Source organism: Martelella radicis (genome assembly GCF_014196625.1).
In the GTDB taxonomy this organism is placed as follows: Bacteria; Pseudomonadota; Alphaproteobacteria; order Rhizobiales; family Rhizobiaceae; genus Martelella; species Martelella radicis.
The window spans coordinates 1-20,770 of sequence record NZ_JACIDZ010000026.1 but is presented as its reverse complement, the minus strand read 5'-3'; the positions used below and the strand labels follow the sequence as shown (position 1 = coordinate 20,770).

Here is a 20,770-nt window from a genome sequence, read left to right as displayed (position 1 = left end):
CTGGAATGCCTTTCGGGGCGGCGTCTGCAAGCCTTACTCGTTAACATCGCGGCCTTGATGTCAGAGTGTCAGCCGGTGAAATGAGACTGGCCTGCGGCCTGTTTCGACAAATTCAAGCGGAAGCCGAGATGGAAACAGCCTTCTTTCAGTTCGAAACTGTCGCGGAGCTCGGCTCGATCAGGAAGGCATCGGAGAAGCTGCATATCTCGCCGTCTTCGGTCAGCCGTCAGATCCAGAAACTGGAATATCTGTACGGAACCGAACTTCTCGTCCGCCAGTCCCAGGGCGTCCGGCTGACGCCGGCAGGCGAACTGATCCTGCGCTATGTGAAGGGGCGCAACAAGGAGCTTCAGCGGTTGCGTGCGGAAATCGACGCGCTGAAGAACCTCGAAAGCGGCCATGTCATCATCTATACGGTCGAAGGCATGATCGGCGGCCTTCTGCCGCGCGCGCTTGCCCGTTTCGGCAGGGACCATCCCAATATCACCTATCAGGTGCTGGTGGCCGGAACCGACGGCGTGATGCGGGCGGTGGCGGAGGATCGCTGCGATATCGGCATTTCCTTCCAGCCCTTTCCGCGCGCCGAGATCGATACGCTGGTCAGCCTGCGCCAACCGGTGATGGCGGTGATGTCGCGCCAGCATCCGCTCGCAGGAAGGCGGGAGCTAGACCTTTCAGAGGTCCGGCATCAACCGGTCGGCCTGCCGGACCAGTCCTTCGGTATTCGTCAACTCGTCGACCATGTCGTCAGGTCCGAGCAACTCGCTCTTAATATCAGGCTGGAAACCAATTCCATCGACATGATGCGACAGTTCGCGCTTCAGGACATGGGCATTGTCTTTCTGCCGGCATTTTCCTTCGAGCGTGAACTGCAATCCGGAGAGCTGATCGGCGTGCCGATCGCGTCGAATGTCCTGTCGCTGTCGACCACCCAGGTGTGCAAACGCGCGGAGATCGAACTGAGCCCTGCTGCGCGCCGTCTGGTTGAATATATACGCAAGGTGGCCGATGAATTTGTCGGTGTTGCGTAAACCGCAACGCGGTGTGTCTTAATTACTTCTTCCGTGAAGCACGGTTCTCCCCTTAGGCTGTTGAAATCTGGAGATCGTCAAATCTCCCGGTGCATCAAAACAACGAGAACTGAGGGGTTCCGAAATGACGCATTCTACGAAGTCGTGGTTGCTCGCGCTTGCCGGCGCCACAATGCTGCTTTCTGGTCCGGCGCTTGCCAATGAAACAATCCGGGTCGGCGCTCCGCTTCCCCTGACGGGGCCTCTTTCCCCGGAGGGGCTGAAACAGCAGCGCGGTTATGACCTCTGGGCTGAAACCGTCAACGCGGCCGGCGGCATCACCGCAGGCGATACGACCTATGACGTCGAGATCATCTATGTCGATTATGAAAGCCAGACGCCGCGCGCCGTGCAGACCGCCGAGCGGCTGATCACGGCTGACGAGGTCAATTTCCTGTTCGCGCCCTTCGGCTCGGGCGCGGCGAAAGCCGCAAGCTCGGTTGCCGAGCGCTACCAGATCCCGATGGTCGCGGCGACGGCTTCCTCCGTCGAGGTTTACGATCAGGGGTATCAGTATCTGTTCGGTACGTTCACGCCCAACAATACGTTGACCGATCCGCTTGCCAGGATCATCGCCGATTCCGATGAGGACATCTCGACTGTCGCGATCTATGCCCGCAACGACCTGTTTCCGCTCGCGATCGCCAAGGAAATGGAAAAATCGGCTGGCGACAACGGCATCGAGGTCATCTCATTTGATGAATATGCCATCGGAACGATGGACCACGCCTCGGCCATGACGCTGCTGATGCGCTCCAAACCGGATTGGATTTTTGCCACCGGCTATATCAACGATCTCATTCTCATTCGCCGCCAGATGGCCGATCTCGGTATCGAGCCGAAGGCGCTGACGATGCTGGCCGGTCCGGCCTACAAGGAATTCATCGAGGCGACCGGCGATCATTCGAACAATGTCTCGAGTGCTGCGTGGTGGCATCCGGCCGTTGCCTATGACGGCGAAGGCATTTTCGGCGCGACTTCGGATTTCGTATCCGCCTTCGAAACGAAATATGATGCCACGCCCGATTATGCGGAAGCCTCCGCTGCGGCTGCTGGCGTCGTTCTACAGCTTGCCATCGAGGATGCCGGCACGATCGAGCCCACCGCCGTGCGCGATGCGCTTGCCGCGATGGACACCATGACCTTCTACGGTCCTGTGCATTTCGGCGAAAACGGCCAGATCGACTCGCTCGAGCCACCGGTGTTCCAGATCCAGGATGGCGCCACCAAGACGATCTATCCGGAAGAAATCAAGCAGGCCGACATGCGTTTCGGCGGCATCGAATAAATCCCGGCATCAGCCATTCAACGCTTTTGCGGCCGGCTGTCGCGGTCGGCCGCTCAAACAGCGGAAAACACAGCAATGCTATACGCACAGATCCTCCTCAACGGGCTGGTGCTGGGCGGGCTCTATGCCTGTATCTCGGTCGGCTTCTCGCTGGTGTGGGGTGTCCTGAACGTCATCAACGTGCTGCACGGCTCGTTCGTGGTTCTTGGCTCCTACATCGCCTATTTCGCCTATGTTCACCTCGGTATTCACCCGTTTGTCTCGGTCATTATCGCCGGCGCGCTGTTGTTTGCGCTCGGCTATGTGGTGCAGCTTGGACTGATCAACCGGGTCGTCGGCGCGCCTGTCCTGACCACGCTGGTGCTGACCTTCGGCCTCGATCTTCTGTTGAACAACGGTATGCTGCTGGCCTTCAGCGCCGATTATCGCTCCGTTCAGCTTGCCAACCCGCTCGGCAGCAGGGTGATCGCCGGGCTGGTGCTGCCGCTCGACCGGCTGGTGGCGATGCTGCTTGCGGGCGTCCTCACCGGGCTTTTATACTTGCTGCTGGCCCGTTCCAAGATCGGTCATGCCATCGTTGCCGTGCGGATGGATCGGGAGGCGGCCGCCCTGATGGGCGTCGATGTGAAAAAGATCTACGCGATCACGTTCGGCATCGGCGCGCTGATGGCCGGTGCTGCGGGCAGCCTGCTCAGTCTTGTCTTTCCGATTTCTCCGCTCGCTAGTTCGGAATACCTGTCGATCGCCTTCATCGTCTGCGTTCTCGGCGGACTCGGCAGCATAGCCGGCGCCATCGTCGGCGGCTTGGCGCTTGGCCTCATCCAGAGTTTTGGGGCGCTGTTCATCGGCCCGGAACACGGGCTGACGATCGCCTTTGTTCTGCTCATCCTCCTCCTCATCTTCAAGCCGACCGGCATCATGGGCCGCAGGGGGTATGAATGAAACATCCGCTGATTGCCCTCGGTTTCTTCGCCCTCATCGCCTTCCTGCCGGTGTTCGGAGACAACTACATCCTTCGCCTTGGCACCATGTTCGCCATGTATGCCGTGCTCTCCCAGTCGTGGAATATCATCGGCGGCTATGCCGGCTATCCTTCCTTTGCAACGGCTGCCTTCTTCGGCCTCGGGGCCTATACGGGCGCCATTCTGCAGGGGCTCGGCCTTGCCATGCCGCTGGCCTGGGCTGCCGCCGGCCTGATGGCCGCAGCCTTCGCCGCTGCCATGGGCGCTGCCATCCTGCACCTGAAGGGGCATTACTTCGCCATTGCCAGCCTGGTTCTTGCGGAAGTGCTTCTGGAAATCACAACGTCATGGACCAGCCTGACGGGCGGCGGCATGGGGCTCAACCTGCCGATCATCCGCATGTCGGTCTCAGCACAGGCGCGCCTGTTCTTCTGGTCGATGCTTGTCCTTGCCGTGCTCACCTTCCTGATGAGCTGGTATGTCTCGGCCGGACGCATCGGTTTTGCGCTTCGCTGCATCCGCCAGAACGAGGATGCCTCCTCCATGGTCGGCATCAACACCACGCTCTACAAGATCATCGCCTTCGTGCTTTCCGCCCTGTTCGTCGGTTCGGCCGGCGCGCTCTACGCCTCCTGGGTGTTCTATATCGAGCCGCCGGACGTCTATTCGGTGATGACCACGATCCGGCCGATCGTGATGACCATGCTCGGCGGTCCCGGAACGCTTCTCGGGCCGATCATCGGCTCCGGCATCTTCCTCGTCATCGAGGAGGTGGTGTGGCGCAACTTCCTCTCCATCCATGCCGCCGTTCTCGGCATTCTCATTGTCGGACTGATCTTCTACCTGCCCAACGGCGTTGTCGGCGCCGCCATGCGCAAACTGCGCAAGCGCTCGGCAAACAAAGTGGAGACCAAGCCATGAGCATTCTTCAACTCAAGGGCCTGACCCAGCGCTTCGGCGGTCTGACGGCGGTCAACGATGTCGACCTTGCCGTCGAACCCGGCGAGATCGTCGGTCTTATCGGCCCCAATGGGGCGGGGAAGACCACTGTCGTCAATCTGGTAACCGGCGTGTTCAAGCCGTCTTCCGGCAGCGTCATCTATGACGGCCGGCGCATCGACGGGATGAAGCCCTATCAGATCAGCCGGCTCGGCGTGGCGCGCACCTATCAGGTGGTCCAGCCCTTTCCCGAGATGACCGTGCTGGAAAACGTCATGGCGCCGGCGGTCTTTGCCGCAGGGGCCGCCTCCACCACCGAGGCCATGCACGCCGCCGACGAGGCGATCGAGTTTCTCGGGCTGAAGGCGCATCGCGACACGCTGGCGGGCGAACTGACCCTTGCCGGCCGCAAGCGGCTGGAACTCGCCAAAAGCCTCGCCATGAAGCCGAAGGTGCTGCTGCTCGACGAGGTCAATGCCGGACTCAACCCGGCGGAGATCGAGACGGCGCTCGAGATGATCCGGGCCATTGCGGCGCGCGGGGTCACCATCATCCTGATCGAGCATCTGATGAAGGTGGTGATGAGCCTTTGCACCCGCATCGTCGTGCTGCATCACGGCGCCAAGATCGCGGAAGGCCGGCCGGACGAGATCACGCGAAACGAGAAGGTGATCGAGGCCTATCTCGGCAATCGTTATGCGAAAGCCAACGCCGGGGAGACGGCCGATGTCTGAACCATTCTTCCAGGTCGATAAGCTTGAGGCCGGGTACGGCGAAATCCGGGTTCTCTGGGGCATCGACCTTGCCGTCAGTGCCGGCGAGATCGTCTGCCTGATCGGCTCCAACGGCGCCGGAAAGACGACGCTGCTGCGCACCGTCTCCGGCTTGCTGCAGCCGACGGCCGGCAGCATCCTGATCGACGGCCAGGAGCTCGCGGGCGCCGACACGCGCCGGATCCTCACGGGCGGCATTGCCCATGTGCCCGAAGGCCGGCGGCTGTTTCGCACCATGTCGGTCAAGGACAATCTGATGATGGGCGCCTATCTCAGGAAAAGGGATGCTTCGGTTGAAGAAGATCTCGAACGGGTCATGACCATGTTCCCGCGCCTTGCCGAACGGGCGCATCAGGATGCATCGACGCTGTCAGGCGGCGAGCAGCAAATGTGCGCGATCGGCCGCGGGATCATGAGCCGCCCGAAACTGCTGATGATCGACGAACTCTCGCTCGGCCTTGCGCCGCGCGCCGTCGAGCTCCTCAGCGAATCCCTCATCGAGATCAACAAATCCGGCGTCGCCATCCTGCTTGTCGAGCAGGATGTAATGACCGCGCTCGATCTTGCCCATCGCGGCTATGTGATCGACCGCGGGCAGATTTCCTTTGCAGCCACCTCAGAAGAACTCCGTCAGGAACCCGCCGTGCGCGAAGCCTATATCGGCGCGGCCTGACACCTAAGAAAAGACAGAAAGCAAGACTGATGAATGCTTCTCAAGACACCGATCCCCGCCAGGACGCCATCCTGTCGCCCTATGACGGCAGCCTCGTCGGCCATATGCCGGTTTCCGAAGAGGCCGATGTCGAACAGGCCATCCTGACGGCCGAGAAGGGCTTCGACATGATGCGCAAGCTTCCGCGTTTCGTGCGCGCCGATATTCTCGACCGCACTGCCGACCTGATCGAGGCGCGCAAGGATGAGTTCGTCCGTCTCATCGCGGCAGAAGCGGGAAAGCCGCTTTACGATGCGCGCGGCGAGATTTCCCGCTCGCTTTTGAACCTGCGCGGCGCCGCCCGCGAGGCGCGCGCCTTTGGCGGACAGGAAGTGCCGCTCGATATCGACGGCGCGGTCTTTGAATATCAGACAGCCTCAGCCGATGGCAGCCCGCTTGACCTTGCCGAAGCCGATCTTGCCACGCTCAACGGGCTTGGCCGGCGCATCGGCATTGCGCGGCGGTTTCCGATCGGGCCAATTCTCGCGATCACGCCGTTCAACTTTCCACTGAACCTGGTTCTGCACAAGCTGGCGCCGGCCTTCGCCGTCGGCAATTCGGTCATCCTCAAGCCCGCGCCGCAGACGCCGCTCACCAGCCGGCTTCTCGCCGAGGTCATGTTTGAAGCCGGGCTGCCGCAAGAGGCGCTGACGGTGGTGCATTGCGATGTGCCGCTTGCCGAAAAACTCGTGCGCGACGACCGCATCGCCATGGTCACCTTCACCGGCAGCGTGCCGGTCGGCTGGCATATCAAGTCGCTGAGCGGCAAGAAGAAAGTTTCGCTTGAACTTGGCGGCAATGGCGCGGTTGTGGTCTCCGATGACGCCGATATTCCCTTTGCGGCAGCGCGCTGCGTGCGCGGCGGCGTCGTCTATGGCGGCCAGTACTGCATCGGCGTCCAGCGCATTTTCGTGCATGAAAAGGTCTATGATGCCTTTGAAAAGGAACTGGTGGCCCGTGTGGAAGCCTGCAAGGTCGGCAATCCGATGGAGGAGGGGGTCGATGTCGGGCCGGTGATCGACGAACGCTCGGCGATGCGTATCGAAAGCTGGATCAATGAGGCGGTGGAACAGGGCGCGCGCGTTCTGACCGGCGGCACCCGCGATCATGCCGTCATCGCGCCGACTGTCCTGACGGACACGAAACCAGACATGAAAGTCGAGGCGGATGAAATCTTCGGCCCGGTCGTGACGCTGACCAAGGTGAAGGATGCCGATGAGGGCGTGCGCCGCGCCGCCGACAGCCGGTTCGGCCTGCAGGGCGGGTTCTTCACCAACGACATGAAGGCGGCCTTCCGCGCGCTGGAGGACTGGGATGTCGGCGCGTTGATGATCAATGACGTGCCGATCTACCGCATCGACACCATGCCCTTCGGCGGCTGGAAGGATTCCGGTCTTGGGCGTGAGGGCACGCGCTATGCCATGGACAGCATGACCGACATCAAGTTCCTTGTGATCAATTATGGCTGAACCTTTGAGGGTCGCCGTCGCCGGACTCGGCTCAATCGGCATGCGAGTGGCAACAGCGCTTGATCAGGGCGTCGACGGGCTTCAGCTTGTTGCCGTCGCCGTCCGTGACGTTCGGAGTGCCGGCGCGCGGCTATCCGGCCTGCGTTCATCTCCTGTCGTCCTGCCGCTCGCCGAACTGCCGGATGCCGCCGAGATTGTCGTCGAATGCCTGCCGCCATCGGCCTTTTCGACGCTCGGTGATGTGGTTGTGAACCTTAGCGGCAAGACTTTTGTCGTGGCCAGCGTCGGCCAGTTACTGATGCGCGAGGGGTTTCTCGACCAGGCGCGTATAGCGGGCCTGCGTATCATGGCGCCTTCAGGCGCGGTTGCCGGCCTCGACGGGTTGCGGGCCGCGCGCGAGATCGGACTGGAGGCGGTGTCGCTGAAGACCCGCAAGCCGCCGAGCTCCTTCGGTGAAGGCGTCATGGTCGGTGAAAAGACCGTGGCGACATCCGGGATAGACAAGGCCACGCGCCTTTTCTCCGGCAGTGCCCGGCAATCGATCGCAGCTTTTCCGAAGAACATCAATGTGGCGGCGACCGTCGCGCTTGCCGGGCTCGGCGCAGATCGGACGTCAGTCGAAATCTGGGCCGACCCCGGTGTTTTCATGAATACCCATGAACTGACCATTCGCTCGAAGGGCGGCACGCTCAAGGTCGTTTCGGAAAATCTGCCGGACGAGGAAAATCCGAAAAGCAGCGCAATCACCGCTTACAGCATCATCGCCGCATTGAGGCGGATGAACAGCGCCTTATCGGTCGGCACGTGAGCCGGCAGCTAATTTCAGACAGGAAGGACTTCACAATGCAGACAAAATCCATGGCGGCCGGCGGTTACCATTATATTCCCGGCGTGATGCAGTATTCAGCCGGTGTCGCCGCCCTTGACGGCTACCGCATCGTCCGTGCCCGCTTCTTTGATGTCGTGCCGATGAAAGAGGGCTTTGAGCGCATCGCGGACCATCTCAGCAAAAACGGACGTCCGCTGGAAGCCTTCTGCGCCTGCGAAATGCGCTCGCCCGGCCAGTTCACCGAGGATGGTTTTGCCGCCTTCAACAGGGTTTACGCTGAAACGCTTATCGCCTGGAACATCATGGAAGGCGATGACAATCCGGTTGCCCGCTCCAATATCTGCCCCGAGATCGGCGCGCCGGAAGAGCCCGGTTTCCATGCCTTCTGCTACACGGTGAAGGACGAGGACGCACCGAAAACCTTCGCGATTGCCGGCTCCGGCGAGGTGCCGGAAGGCAAGGCCAATTACCGCGACCATATCGTTCGCCCGGGCGAGACCGGCCCGGATGCACTCCGCGAGAAGGCCGCTTTCGTGCTCGACGAGATGGAGCGCCGCATGGGCTTTTTCGGCGGCAAGTGGGCCGACACCACGGCAGCGCAGATCTATTCCGTCCACGATATCCACCCGCTGATCGAGACGGAACTCGCCCCGCGCGGCGTCCACCGCAACGGGCTTTCCTGGCACTATAACCGGCCGCCGATCGTTGGCCTCGAATATGAGATGGACTGCCGGCGCGTGTTCGATGAAATCGTTCTGTGAAATGGCGCGAGTGCGGTGTGTGGGCAAGCCTCAGCCTGCCGTACTTTCAGGAAACAAGCGCGTGACGACCTTGCTTGGTACACGCGGCGGCCTTGATGAAATGGCGAATGGCCGTGGGCGACAACACAATGTCCAAATTCCGCAGCCGTAACCCGATAAAGCCCGCTAACGCGTTGCGTTGGCGGGCCTTCTGCTGTTTCCACGCCTCTTGCTTCGAATCTTGAAATCGTCATCAGATCGTGGCCTGTCGCTGCGGGGACCTCGCGCAAATACTGGATCGGATCGGCAGGAAAGGCGGAGCCGCCCTAAGTGCTTGACTACAATGGGGCTACCAAGCATTGCGTTTTTTGCGCCGTCCCATGGCCATGGCCGCGCGCAGAACGTCGTCGACCGTGTCTATATCGCTGGCATTATTGTAGGCGTGCAGGCCGAAACGGAGCTGCCCGCGCCGGATCGTATGGGAGATCGAGGCTTCGGCCAGGGCTGCCGAGAGCCTGGTGATAACGGGCGAGTTGGAGTAGCCGTGGCCGCCTGCGTCGAGTGTGCCTGTGGTGACGATGTGGCTGTGATCTGGCCCGTCGGAGCCAATCGAGGGTGCAAGACCAAGGCCGGCAAGCGCATCCTTCAACTGGGCAGACAGCGTCAGAACTTTTGTCTCGATGTGTCGGGTTCCGAGTGTGTTGAGCAGGCCGAGCGCAGCATCGGCGGCATAGGCGCCGGCAAGGTTGTAGCTGCCGACCTCAAAACGACGCGAATCCGGTTGAAGAGCATAGTCAAGGCTGCCCATGGCGGAGTGATCCGTTCCCTCCATGGCGACGGCGGGACGGGAGAGATAGGCGGGCTCGAGCCTGTCGATCCAGCTCGGTGCGATATAGACAAAGCCGAAGCCGTAAAGGCCAATCAGGCCCTTGGAGGTCGATGTGGCAAAGCCGCTGACCGGCAGTGCCGAGAGGTCATGATGCAGGATGCCGGCGGACTGAACCCCATCGACGGCAAGGAAGATGTCGCGCTTGTGGCAGGCTTCGGCGAGGCGTTCCAGATCTGTGCGGTGGCCCGGCGCAAAGCTGACCGAGGGACAGGTGACGAGGCGGGTCGCGCCATCCATGGCCGCAATCATCGCCTCGATATCGAGCGCACCGGAGGAGAGCGTGGGTATGTTGCGCAGTTCCACGCCGCGCCGCTTCAAGCGAAGCCAGGGATAGGAATTGTTGGGATGCTCCGCGCCCAGGCTGACGACGAGATTGTCGCCATCCTGCCAGGGAAGCGCCCAGGCCATCGCATTGATGCCATCCGAGACGTTGCGGACGACGCCGATCGTCTCCGGTGCAACATTCATCATCTGCGCAAAGCCGGTGCGTGATCGCTCGACGTGGATCTCATGTTCGCTTCTGCTAGCCGACGCCATGGCAAGATGGTCGAGAAATTGATCAACGGCGCCGCGCACCGTGTCATGCAGGATCATCTTGTCGCAGATCGAAAGATAGCGCACGCGTGAGAGAGCGGGAAAACCCGCGCGGAAAACATCAAACGCATCTGCTGTGGCAGGTTGCGGCGAGGCGGAGCGAGGCGGCACATCGCTGTCGGTCATGCGCTTGCCGCCGCCGGACCAGCATAGTCCTTTAATTTCTCGAAGATCCGCGTACGGACATCCAGGCCGGCCGCAAGATGGCGGCAAACAAGCTGCTGGGCCCTGAGGCTGTCACCGGCTCTGATTGCGTCCAGAATTTCGATGTGCTCTTCGACGGATTTGAAGACGCGCGCATGATCGTAATGCTTCGGCAGGCCGAGTGCGATGCGGAAACGCAGTCGCAAAGGTTCGTAGATGTCATAGAGATGCTGGTTTTTCGCGGCCCGGAACATGCTGAGATGGAATTCGGCGCCGAGGTCGTAAACGGCGCCGAGTTCGTAATCGTCCGGACTTGCGAGCATCGCCTTGAACTTCGCATCATAGGCGGCGAGCTCTTCGGTCAGTCCATTCTGGGCTGCGAGATGGGCTGCCATGCCCTCAAGCGCATACCGTACCTCGTAGATTTCGCGCAGATCATCGACCGAGAGGGGGCGCAGGAAGGTGCCGCGGCCGGGCCTTGATTCCAGCAAGCCGTCACGCGACAGGTCGCGCAGGGCCTCGCGTATCGGCATGCGCCCCATGTGCAGGGTTTCGGCCAGCTTGCGCTCCGAAAGGCTGGTATCGGTGTCGAAATCACCGCCCAGAAAGAAATCCAGCAGCAGCCTGTAGGCTCGATCACGCTCAAATTCAAATTCAGGCATTGCTGCTCCGTCAGTCGGTCGGTTTTCCGGTATACCACAAAATAGGTCGGCCAGCCTCGCGTCGTCAACGGGCCTGCCGACAAGGCAGCGAAGACAACCCGCATCATTCAGAACCGCTCTCCTGAATGACGCGCCCATGGGTTTCGGCGCACCTGTTTCTGACTTCATAGCCCGATAGAGGTGGTTTGACAATAGTGTGGGCTACCGGTATACCAGTTAACCAGAGAACGTCGTTGACCTCCCGCGACCCGCACGCCGTCGATGAAGCGCTCTCGTCAAAAACAAGGGGAATAGTCCATCATGCAATCATACGGAAAATGGAGCGCACGGGCCAGGTTGCTGTGCGCATCGGCGCTTCTGGCGAGCGGTCTTTCCGCTCCGGCCATAGCCGAGGATGATAGTTTTTTCACGCTCACCTTGATGGTGGGCGAGGGCAATAGCGAACTTGCCAAGATCGCCCAGATCATGGCGCAGGATTTCGGCAAGATCGGCATTGATGTCGATCTTCAGTTCATTGATTTTGCAGCGATCAGCCCACGCTACAAGCTGACTTCCAAGACCGGCGTGACCTTCGAGGATGGCGGCTACGACATCTATTTCAGCGGCACGTCGCTCAACACCTTCCCTGATCCTTCGGGCATCTATGTGCGCTATGGCAGCGACCAGTTCTATCCCAACGGGAATAACCGCACGCGTTACGTCAATCCCGAATTCGACGAACTGATCTACGAGGCGCTTGCCACGCCCAATGACGAGGCGCGCTGGGAAACGACGAAGGAAGCGGTCGCGCTTCTCAGGGAAGATTTCGCCAATGTGCCGATATACCGCACGCCCAAGATCAACCTTGTGCGCACCGATATCGCCTTTCCCGAAAACAAGAGCTATTATGGTTGGGAAAGCTATGCCGCACGCTGGGCAACGCGTGAAGTCGAGGGCAAGTCCGCCGACGAGATGACGCCGCGTGAAAAGACGCTGGTTGTCGCCACTGACGGTTCCGGCCTTGAGGCGTTCCTGCCGGGTTTCCACGACAATGACGATACCACGCGGGCGCTCAACTACATGGCCTATGACGCGCTTCTGGCGCCCACACTAGGTTCCTATGCCACAAGGGATGGCGGCAAGAAGGGGCCGAAGCCGGCGCTTGCCACTGACTGGGAAATCTCCGAGGACGGCAAGACCTGGACCTTCCATCTGGCCGATGGTGCCACCTGGCACGACGGCGTTCCCCTCACCGCCGATGACGTTATGTTCACCTATGATCTGATCAAGAACCCCGACGCCGGCTACGGTTCGTCCAAGTTCATCGAGACGAATGGGGTGAGCTGGAAGAAGTTGGATGACAAGACGGTTGAGTTTACGGCAGAAACCTTCAGTCCGCTGTTTGCCTCCGAAATGTTCACGACTCCGATCGTCGCGGAGCATGTACTTGGCGATATGCCGCCGGCCGAGATCAAGACCTCTGAATACAATACGACGACGGTTATCGGCACCGGACCCTTCGTGCTTGATGTCTACCAGCCAGGCGAATTCATCCGTTGGAAGGCGAATGACGAATACTATGGCGGCCGTCCGTTCTTCGACTACGTCACCTTCAAGGTGGTGCCGACCAAGACGGCGGCGTTTTATGCGATGAAGGCAGGCGAGGTCGATATCACCAATGCCTACGGTTTTACCCGTGAGCTGGAAGAGATCAACGCCAACCCTGAAATCGGCACGATCGAGCAGCCGGATATCTCGATGGAGATCGTCCGCATCAATCACGATCATCCCGAATTGTCGAAGCTAGGCGTGCGCAAGGCCATGAGTCTCGCCACGAACCGGCAGGTGATCGCTGACGTGGTGTTCGACGGGCTCGCCCGTCCGGCCGACCAGATGGTACCGGACTGGAACCCGGCCTATTCGCCGGATCTGCCGCCGCTCGTCTACGATCTCAACGAAGCCAAGAAAGCGCTCGTCGAGGCCGGCTTCGATTATGATACGATCAGCATTGACGGCCCGCAATAAACTGCCGCTCTCGACAGGCCGGTGCGTTCTCGCCGGCCTGTCTGGATGACCGTACTCGCAAATGTGACGAGCCTCCCCTGATGCAACCTTCCCAGTCGACTGACCACGGACCTTCTCATTCGAGAGAAGACCGGGTCGCGCTTTTTGAAGACATGTTCGCAAAGATCATGCGTCGGGATGCCCTTGTTCCGGTCAAGAACGAGCGTCTGGGGCTTGATGTCGCCGCCGCGCTTCAAGCCTGTCGCCAGGATTTCATCACCGCCGATACCGATGAAAAGCTGATCTATGCGATCCTGCGGATGAACAATGCCCGCCGCGATGTACACGTCAAGGTCTGGCTCCTGCGCGGCGGCCTTGAGCTGCCGGGGGTCAGGCTCGGCGAGAACGATATCCGCATGGACCGGTTGCCGACGGAAGACGTGCCGATCCGCTTTTCCGTGGATTACGGCGACCCGAACAGGCCTTTTTTCTTTGTCGCCGATGCTGGAACCAACCCGGCCGATTTCGGTGGCCGGAGACCGGCACTCGGTGACCGCCTCATCGCCGTCAACGGCTTGTCGGTTTCCGACTGGTGCGCATGTCACTTGCCATATCTGCGCTGGTCGACGCGCGAGGGCATGTGGTGGACGCTGGCCAAGGCGCTTTCTCAGCGTTCCCGTGAAGTTTCGCCAGAGCTTTATTTGCCTGAGGCGCAGTTCACGCTCCAAGGCGGCGCGGGCGATACCTACGATCTTGCCCTCGACTGGCGCGCCGCCGACACGATTTCCTGGTCCGGCAGCTTCCGCAAGCCTGGCGAAAACCGCTATCCGGGTTTTTCTCACCAGTTCTCGCGCCCCTGCTTCGAGCTCTATCGCTCTGATGATCTGCCGATCGTCCTGCTCGACTGGAAGCGTTTCAGCGAGGATCATGTCATTGCCGATACGGATGCGCTGATCACCTGGGCGAAGAAGGCCGGCGTTCTCGACCATCACGTGATCTTCGATGGCACCCGATCGCGCGGCGGCGGGTATGGCGCGTATGTTCTGCAGGCGCTAACGTCAAAACCCTTCAAGACCACGTTCGGCAATCTCAGGCTGAGCGATGCGGTCGAGCCCTTCATCGACCTCATCCGGCGCGGTCGCGAGGAGGGGGCCTCGCTGAAGGAGGTTGATGCCGGCGTGTGGATGGATGGCGGGTCGTGGCTGTGGGACTGGCTCGTCACCGATGTCCGCGATGGTCTGGCCCGTGGGGATGCCTATTCCAACGACGTTCCCTTCAAGCTCACCCATCTGCCGAAGACATCGGACGGCTTCATTGATCCGCACCCCGATCATTTTACCGGGAGACTGGTGGCGATGTTCGGGCCCTATGGGGGCTCGCATCTCGACCAGTTCGCCGCCATGGTCAAGGATAACGGCGTTGGCTTCACGCTCGGCATGCCGACGGCAGGTTACAGCAATACCTGGGAATGGGTGGAAGACGTTGCCTTCCCGCTCTCGGGTAGACCCGCTGTCGGTCTGATGTATTCCATGGGGCACACAATCCGGCCCAATGGCGAGCTTCTCGATGGAAACCCGCCGGCAGTGGACGACTATATCCCTCAGACCCGCGACAATTTTCCCCATTATCCGGAGCTGCTGCTCGAGCGTGCCATTGCGCATCTGGCGAGTGCCGGCGCGGACCCAGCCACCGATGAAGGGCAGGCCGATGCCTCTTCTTGATGTCAGAAACCTGCAGATCGAATTCTCAAGCGCCGCTGGTGTGGCGCGCGCCGTTGATGGCGTGTCGTTTTCGGTCGAGGAAAACCGGATCGTCTGCATTGTCGGCGAGAGCGGCTGCGGAAAATCGATCACCACCCGCTCGATCATGCGGCTTGTTCCTTCCCCGCCCGGTCGCATTGCCGGCGGCGAGATCCTGTTTGAAAGCGCTGCGGGCGCTGTCGATATCGCGAAGCTGGATGAAAACGGCGACCGGATGCGCGCCATCCGCGGCAACGAGATCGCCATGATCTTCCAGGAGCCGATGACCTCGCTGAACCCGGCCTATGCGGTCGGCGACCAGATCAGCGAGGCGATCATGCTGCACCAGAAATGCGGGCGAAAGATTGCCTGGCAAGGCGCTATCGAGGCGCTGCGCGAGGTCGGTATTCCCGCTCCGGAAGAGCGGGTCAACCAGTATCCGCATCAGTTTTCCGGCGGTATGCGCCAGCGGGTGATGATCGCCATGGCGCTTTCCTGTCGTCCCAACATTCTGATCGCCGACGAGCCGACCACCGCACTTGATGTCACGATCCAGGCGCAGGTTCTCGACCTGATCATGCGGCTCAGGGAAGAAAACCGCATGGCGGTGCTGTTCATCACCCATGATCTGGGCGTGGTGGCGGAAATCGCCGATGATGTGCTGGTGATGTATCTCGGCAAGGTCGTCGAGCGCGGTTCGGTCAACGATGTGCTGCTGTCGCCCGGTCATCCCTATACCAAGGGTCTGCTGGCCGCTCTTCCCTCCCTGACGGGCGCCAATGAACGGCTCCAGCCGATCGAGGGCTCCGTTCCCAGCGCCTATGACCTTCCTTCCGGCTGTCGCTTTGCCAGCCGCTGTCCGCATGCGCGTCTCCTTTGCCGCGAGCAGGAGCCGCCCAGCCACACGCTCTCGCCAAGTCATGCGGCGGCCTGCTGGATTCATTCCGACTTTTCGCCCGGCAAGATGAGCGGATCGCATGAAACGGAGACGGCGCCATGACCCCCTCGCTCTCCTCGCCGGAAAACATTCTCGAGCTGCGCGGCGTGAAGAAGTTTTTTCCCGTGCGGCGCGGCTTGCTGCAGCGCCATGTCGCCGTCGTGCGTGCGGTCGACGGCGTCGATCTGGACATCCGTCGCGGCGAGACGCTCAGCCTCGTCGGCGAAAGCGGCAGCGGCAAGTCGACGCTCGGCCGCCTGGTCGCAAGCCTCGATACAGCGAGCGCGGGCGAGATCCTGTTTGCAGACGGAAACGGGGCGGCGGTCGATATCGCCCGGCTTCCGGCCTCCGGCGTCAAGGCCCTGCGCCGCAAGATCCAGCTCATCTTCCAGGACCCCTATGCCTCGCTCAATCCGCGCATGACGACAGAGCAGATCATTGCCGAACCGCTGCGCGTCAACGGCATTGCCAGCGGCAAGGCGCTTGCCGAACTGGTCCGGATGCAGATCGAACAGGTTGGCCTGCGCGCCGATCAACTCGACAATTATCCGCACGAATTTTCCGGCGGCCAGCGTCAGCGCATCGGCATCGCCCGCGCGCTGGCGATCAACCCGCAGCTTGTGATTGCCGATGAACCTGTTTCCGCGCTTGATACATCCGTTCAGGCCCAGGTGCTGAACCTGCTGACCGATCTCAGCCGCGAAAAGGCGCTGACGCTGCTGTTCATCAGCCATGATCTTTCGGTGGTGCGTCATATCAGCGACCGGATCGCGGTCATGTATCTCGGGAGAATCGTGGAGGTGTCGGAGACAAGCCGCCTCTTCGCCGCGCCGAAGCATCCCTACTCCGAGGCGCTGATCTCGGTAACGCCCTCGCCGGATCCGCGTCTTCGCCGCAAGCGCATCGTTCTGGAAGGCGAGATACCCAATCCGATATCGCCGCCATCGGGCTGCGCCTTCCATCCGCGCTGCCGCTACGCCACCGATCTCTGCAAGGCCGAGCGGCCGCCGCTTGCCGGCGTGGGAGAGGGGCGAAAGGTCGCCTGCCACCATGCAGAGGCGCTCGATCTGCAAGGGCTGAAGGGAGACGTCGCATGACCGGCTACATCATTCGCCGGTTGCTCGGCGCCATTCCGACCTTCTTCGGCATCACCATTCTCGTCTTCGCGTTGATGCAGGCCGCCCCCGGCAATATCGTCGATTTCTACACAGCTGCCAATCCGGAAGCGACGGTGGATGCCGCCCGCATGGCGCAAGTTGAAGAGGAACTCGGCCTCAACAAGCCAATCTATGTTCAGTACTGGAAATGGCTTTCGCGCGTTCTGGTCGGCGATCTCGGCACGTCCTATGAGACCCATCGCGCAATCACCGCCGAACTTGCGCCGCGCATGCGCGCAACGCTGTCGCTGTTTTTCTTCGGACATCTGATCGGTTGGCCGCTCGCCATTGCGATCGGCGTGCTGTCGGCCATCCGACCGAATTCCTGGATCGACCATTTCGGCCGGTCCTTCGCGCTCTTCGGGCTCTCCATGCCCGCCTTCTGGATTGGCGCGATGCTGATCCTGGTGTTTTCGGTGGAGCTGGGCCTTTTTCCCTCCGGCGGATCGGTGAGTTCCACCGTCGCCACCGGGTCCTTCTTCGGCATGATCTTCGACCGGCTGTGGCACCTCGTTCTGCCGGCGCTCACGGTGACGCTGAGAAGTATGGCCGTGACCATGCGGGTGACGCGGGCCGAGCTTCTGGAAGTGCTGCACAAGGATTACATCGTGACGGCGCGCGCGAAGGGGCTGAAACGCAGGGTCGTGTTGATCAAGCATGCGCTGCGCAATTCGTTGATGTCCGTCGTCACGCTGATCGGGCTTTCCATGGGGCATGTGTTTTCCGGCGCGGTGATGACGGAGACGATCTTCTCCTGGCCTGGTGTTGGCCGCTATCTGGTCCATGCCGTCCATGTCCGCGACTATCCGGTGGTCATGGCGATCACGCTTCTGGTCTCGGTGCTGGTGATCATCGCCAATCTGCTGACGGACATTTGCTACAGCTGGCTCAACCCGCGTATCCGATATGAATAGCCAGGAAGGACGCTGACACATGGCTGAACGCAAGAGGCGCGGTTTCTGGTCACGACTGCTGCACAACCGGCTTTCCATCGTCGGGCTGACGCTGACGGCGCTTTTGGTGATCGCGGGCACATTCGCGCCGTTTATCGCCCCTTATGACCCAACGGAGATGATGTTTTCCGATGTGTTTCGCCCGCCGTCGCTTGCCTTTCCTTTCGGCACGGATTCGCTTGGCCGCGACATGCTGAGCCGCATCATCTGGGGCGCGCGGACATCGCTTTATGTCGGCGTGCTGGCAACGGCGATCTCGCTTCTGATCGGCGTGACATTCGGCTCGCTGGCCGGCTATTTTCAGCGCACGCTCAGCCCGGTCTTCATGCGGCTTGCCGATATCCAGCTTTCCGTGCCCGACGTGGTGCTGCTGATTGTCGCGGCTACGGTCATCGGTGCGCGCAGCCTCGAGGTCATCGCGCTCATCATCGGGGTGACCATGTGGCCCTCGATCGGGCGCGTAGCGCGCAGCAAGGTGATGGACATCAAGACCCGCGACTTTGTCGATGCCGCCCGCATGGCCGGCGCCGGTCACGGCCGCATCATATGGCGCCACATCCTGCCGAACGGTGTCGGGCCGCTGTTGATCGTGGCAACGCTTGATGTCGGCTCGGCGATTGTCGCCGAAGCGGGCTTGAGCTTTCTCGGGCTGGGCGACCCGACGGCGGTTTCATGGGGGCAGATGATCACCCAGGGCATCGAGGACATGACCTACGCGCCCTGGTGCGTCATTTTTCCCGGGCTTGCGATCTTCAGCGCGGTCTGGGGGATCAACGTTCTCGGCGATGCCCTGCGTGATACACTGGATGTCGAGCTTTGAGGGAGCCTGTCGCCGGCTGCCGCTCCTTGAACTGGACCGTTGATGGACGGGCCCCATCCTGACTTGCGAAAAGCGGATTCTCTGACAAGCAAGACGGCGAACCAGATCCCTCAAGTCCGTGCGCAGTCTGGATGGAGATGGAGGGCTCCAGGCTCGGAGCAAGAGAGCGGTCGGCATGCAATCTTCGAGAAGAAATCAACCACCGTTCCGCCAGAGCCGAAGGTCGATGGTTTATTTGGGCACTCGCGTTCCAAGGATATGCAGATCGGTCACGATGGGCGGTCTGCCGCCATCACAGAGCACTGCGATACTTGGCCGGTCTCTCCAGGTTTCTTTACTTACGGGGAATCTTGAAGAGGCAGAAATTTTCACGCCCGAGAAAAACAGTGTCCAGATCCTGCCCCCGTCGCCAGACCGCCATCATCAATGCGTCCATGACCAGCGGGGCATCTCGCTCCGCCTTCATCGACCAACCGACGATGCGCCGGGAATAGCGGTCAAGAACGAAGGCCACATGTGTCAGCCTTCGGCAATCCAGATATAGGTGAAATCAGCCAGCCACTTCCTGTTTGGCCTATCAGCGTGAAAGTCCCGGTCGAGGATGTTGGCAGCGACAACGGACCTCTCTCCATCGTCTCTTGGCGTCCGCGGCGCTTCGGCCTTGCCTTCATGGCGTTTTGCCGCATCAACCGTTCAATCCGGTGGAGGCCGCACGACAGACCTTCCTCAGGCACATCGCGCCAGACGCGGCGCCGCCATAGGTGCGGTCGCTGGCTTTGAAGCTCTTGTCGATACCCCTGACAGGGCGGGCATCATCAATCTCACGATGACTGGCGGGGCGTGTGAGCCACGCATGGAAGCCCGAACGGGAGACCTCAAGCACTTTGCACAGCCAACTGGCCGGCCGGCGGTGTCTGGCGATAAAGGCGAACCTCATATCGCCTCCCGTGCGAAAAAAAGCGGCGGCCTTCTAGAGCGCCGTGCGTCCATTCGGACGCACAAAGGACGCTCTAACTTATTGAATCTGCGCATCGTGCTTCCGAAAATCGATTCCGATTTTCGGGCCGATGCGCTAGAGGATATCCCTCTCGGCCTTGAGCCGCGCCATTTCCTTCTTCAAGGCCGCGATCTCGGCGAGTTCCGCCTGCATCTGGCCATTGCCGGGAAAGGCTGAAGCACGGCCGGAGGAGAATTCTCGCATCCAACGCCGCAAAACGCTCTCCGCAACATCCAGATCGCGAGCGGCCTGCGCAACCGCAACGCCCCTTTCCGTCACCAGTCGCACCGCTTCCGCTTTAAACTCCCGGCTGAACTTACGTCTCGTCATTTCCATGCTCCAGTTTCTTGGTCACGATCTTATCTTCATGTCCATGAAACCGGCAGCAGGCCAATGCAACGGCTGTACGGGCTGATGGTTGATGAGCTTCGAACTCATGATACACCAGCGGAAGCTTACCGCTGGTATGAGCTTGGAAGCGTTTGACGAAGAGCCAGAAACGACCTCGGCCTATTCGTCCTTCACGCCTTTCAGAATTGCCGACATCCGGTCGACCAGTTCTTCCGGCACATCGGACATCGGGCTTTTCGAGAAGCCGCAATCGCGCCCGAGAAGCCCGGCTGCCGCCTTCATGCGGGCGGGAAATTGCGGTCCGCGCACGATCTTCCAGAGGGGGTAGAGGCGGTTTTGAATCTTGAGCGCCTCGTCGTAGTTTCCGGCCCGCGTCAGGTCCCACATGCGGACCGAAAGCCGGGGGAAAAGTGCCAGAATGGCAGAGATCGCGCCATCGGCGCCGAGCGCGAAACAGGAATGGAGCATTTCGTCGGTTGCGGCATAAACCATGCCGCGGTCGCCGCAGGCGATCCGCATGTCGTACATGGCCATGATGCCGCCGACGCTCTGCTTGACGCCAATGACATGTTCGATGTTGAGCAGCTCGGAAAAGAGTTCGGACGAGATCTCGTTTTGCGGCACGACGTTGTAGATGATGATCGGCAGGCCGACCGCCTCGGAAATTGCGCCGTAAAAGCGCTTGTTGCCGGCCGCGTCCGGCACCAGGACATTATAGAATGTCGGCGTGACCATAAGCGCATCCGCGCCGGCCTTCTTGGC

General features: G+C 60.9%; 18 protein-coding genes and 1 pseudogene. 15 read left to right on the top strand and 4 right to left on the bottom strand.

Annotated features, from left to right (window positions below; translation table 11 throughout):
- Positions 1–128 precede the first annotated feature (128 nt).
- The 9 genes from GGR30_RS22435 to cnbZ all read left to right on the top strand — a co-directional run bounded on the left by GGR30_RS22435 (position 129) and on the right by cnbZ (position 8,803).
- Positions 129–1,031: a LysR family transcriptional regulator gene (locus GGR30_RS22435; protein WP_183491385.1), complete on the top strand. Its 903-nt coding sequence runs from the start codon at positions 129–131 to the stop codon at positions 1,029–1,031.
- A 124-nt stretch (positions 1,032–1,155) separates the two neighbouring features.
- On the top strand, positions 1,156–2,358 hold the full coding sequence (locus GGR30_RS22430; RefSeq protein ID WP_183491382.1) for an amino acid ABC transporter substrate-binding protein: 1,203 nt from the start codon (positions 1,156–1,158) through the stop codon (positions 2,356–2,358).
- A gap of 75 nt (positions 2,359–2,433) precedes the next feature.
- Positions 2,434–3,300 (top strand): branched-chain amino acid ABC transporter permease, encoded by an 867-nt coding sequence (locus GGR30_RS22425; protein ID WP_183491380.1) that lies wholly within the window; start codon positions 2,434–2,436, stop codon positions 3,298–3,300.
- Positions 3,297–4,241, top strand: a complete 945-nt coding sequence (locus tag GGR30_RS22420) for a branched-chain amino acid ABC transporter permease (RefSeq protein ID WP_183491378.1) — start codon at positions 3,297–3,299, stop codon at positions 4,239–4,241. The genes GGR30_RS22425 and GGR30_RS22420 overlap by 4 nt, the downstream gene beginning before the upstream one ends.
- The gene (locus GGR30_RS22415; RefSeq protein ID WP_183491376.1) at positions 4,238–4,993 is read left to right on the top strand and encodes an ABC transporter ATP-binding protein; all 756 of its coding nucleotides are present in this window, start codon (positions 4,238–4,240) and stop codon (positions 4,991–4,993) included. The genes GGR30_RS22420 and GGR30_RS22415 overlap by 4 nt, the downstream gene beginning before the upstream one ends.
- Positions 4,986–5,705, top strand: a complete 720-nt coding sequence (locus GGR30_RS22410; protein ID WP_183491374.1) for an ABC transporter ATP-binding protein — start codon at positions 4,986–4,988, stop codon at positions 5,703–5,705. Before GGR30_RS22415 ends, GGR30_RS22410 begins: the two co-directional genes overlap by 8 nt.
- 29 nt (positions 5,706–5,734) lie before the next feature.
- Entirely contained in the window at positions 5,735–7,213 is a 1,479-nt protein-coding gene (locus tag GGR30_RS22405) for an aldehyde dehydrogenase family protein (RefSeq protein ID WP_183491372.1), read from the top strand.
- Positions 7,206–8,021, top strand: coding sequence for an aspartate dehydrogenase (locus GGR30_RS22400; protein ID WP_183491369.1), 816 nt, complete (start codon positions 7,206–7,208; stop codon positions 8,019–8,021). Before GGR30_RS22405 ends, GGR30_RS22400 begins: the two co-directional genes overlap by 8 nt.
- A 35-nt stretch (positions 8,022–8,056) precedes the next feature.
- The gene (cnbZ, locus tag GGR30_RS22395; protein WP_183491367.1) at positions 8,057–8,803 is read left to right on the top strand and encodes a 2-amino-5-chloromuconate deaminase CnbZ; all 747 of its coding nucleotides are present in this window, start codon (positions 8,057–8,059) and stop codon (positions 8,801–8,803) included.
- Between the two features lie 328 nt (positions 8,804–9,131).
- Here cnbZ and GGR30_RS22390 read toward each other — a convergent pair whose 3' ends face one another.
- Both GGR30_RS22390 and GGR30_RS22385 read right to left on the bottom strand, forming a co-directional pair.
- A complete protein-coding gene (locus tag GGR30_RS22390; RefSeq protein ID WP_183491365.1) occupies positions 9,132–10,391 on the bottom strand; it encodes an aminotransferase class V-fold PLP-dependent enzyme in 1,260 nt (419 codons plus the stop codon).
- Positions 10,388–11,071 carry a GntR family transcriptional regulator gene (locus GGR30_RS22385; RefSeq protein ID WP_183491362.1) on the bottom strand — a complete coding sequence of 228 codons (684 nt, stop codon included), beginning with the start codon at positions 11,069–11,071 and terminating at the stop codon, positions 10,388–10,390. Before GGR30_RS22385 ends, GGR30_RS22390 begins: the two co-directional genes overlap by 4 nt.
- Positions 11,072–11,371: 300 nt before the next feature.
- Between GGR30_RS22385 and GGR30_RS22380 the strand changes: the two genes are divergently transcribed.
- The 6 genes from GGR30_RS22380 (at position 11,372) to GGR30_RS22355 (ending at position 18,660) form a co-directional block, all read left to right on the top strand.
- Positions 11,372–13,075 carry an ABC transporter substrate-binding protein gene (locus GGR30_RS22380; protein WP_183491360.1) on the top strand — a complete coding sequence of 568 codons (1,704 nt, stop codon included), beginning with the start codon at positions 11,372–11,374 and terminating at the stop codon, positions 13,073–13,075.
- Positions 13,076–13,227: 152 nt separating this feature from the next.
- Entirely contained in the window at positions 13,228–14,775 is a 1,548-nt protein-coding gene (locus tag GGR30_RS22375) for a S41 family peptidase (RefSeq protein WP_210288144.1), read from the top strand.
- Positions 14,762–15,793: an ABC transporter ATP-binding protein gene (locus tag GGR30_RS22370; protein WP_183491356.1), complete on the top strand. Its 1,032-nt coding sequence runs from the start codon at positions 14,762–14,764 to the stop codon at positions 15,791–15,793. Before GGR30_RS22375 ends, GGR30_RS22370 begins: the two co-directional genes overlap by 14 nt.
- The gene (locus tag GGR30_RS22365) at positions 15,790–16,827 is read left to right on the top strand and encodes an ABC transporter ATP-binding protein (RefSeq protein ID WP_183491354.1); all 1,038 of its coding nucleotides are present in this window, start codon (positions 15,790–15,792) and stop codon (positions 16,825–16,827) included. Before GGR30_RS22370 ends, GGR30_RS22365 begins: the two co-directional genes overlap by 4 nt.
- On the top strand, positions 16,824–17,801 hold the full coding sequence (locus GGR30_RS22360) for an ABC transporter permease (RefSeq protein ID WP_183491352.1): 978 nt from the start codon (positions 16,824–16,826) through the stop codon (positions 17,799–17,801). The genes GGR30_RS22365 and GGR30_RS22360 overlap by 4 nt, the downstream gene beginning before the upstream one ends.
- A 19-nt stretch (positions 17,802–17,820) precedes the next feature.
- Complete coding sequence (locus tag GGR30_RS22355; protein ID WP_183491350.1) at positions 17,821–18,660, top strand: ABC transporter permease; 840 nt, start codon at positions 17,821–17,823, stop codon at positions 18,658–18,660.
- A 397-nt stretch (positions 18,661–19,057) separates the two neighbouring features.
- Here GGR30_RS22355 and GGR30_RS23775 read toward each other — a convergent pair.
- Positions 19,058–19,987 (bottom strand): annotated as a pseudogene (locus GGR30_RS23775) (IS3 family transposase); the annotation flags it as partial.
- Positions 19,988–20,167: 180 nt separating this feature from the next.
- Positions 20,168–20,770 (bottom strand): dihydrodipicolinate synthase family protein (locus tag GGR30_RS22340; RefSeq protein WP_183491344.1); only part of this gene is annotated, 603 nt, incomplete at its 5' end.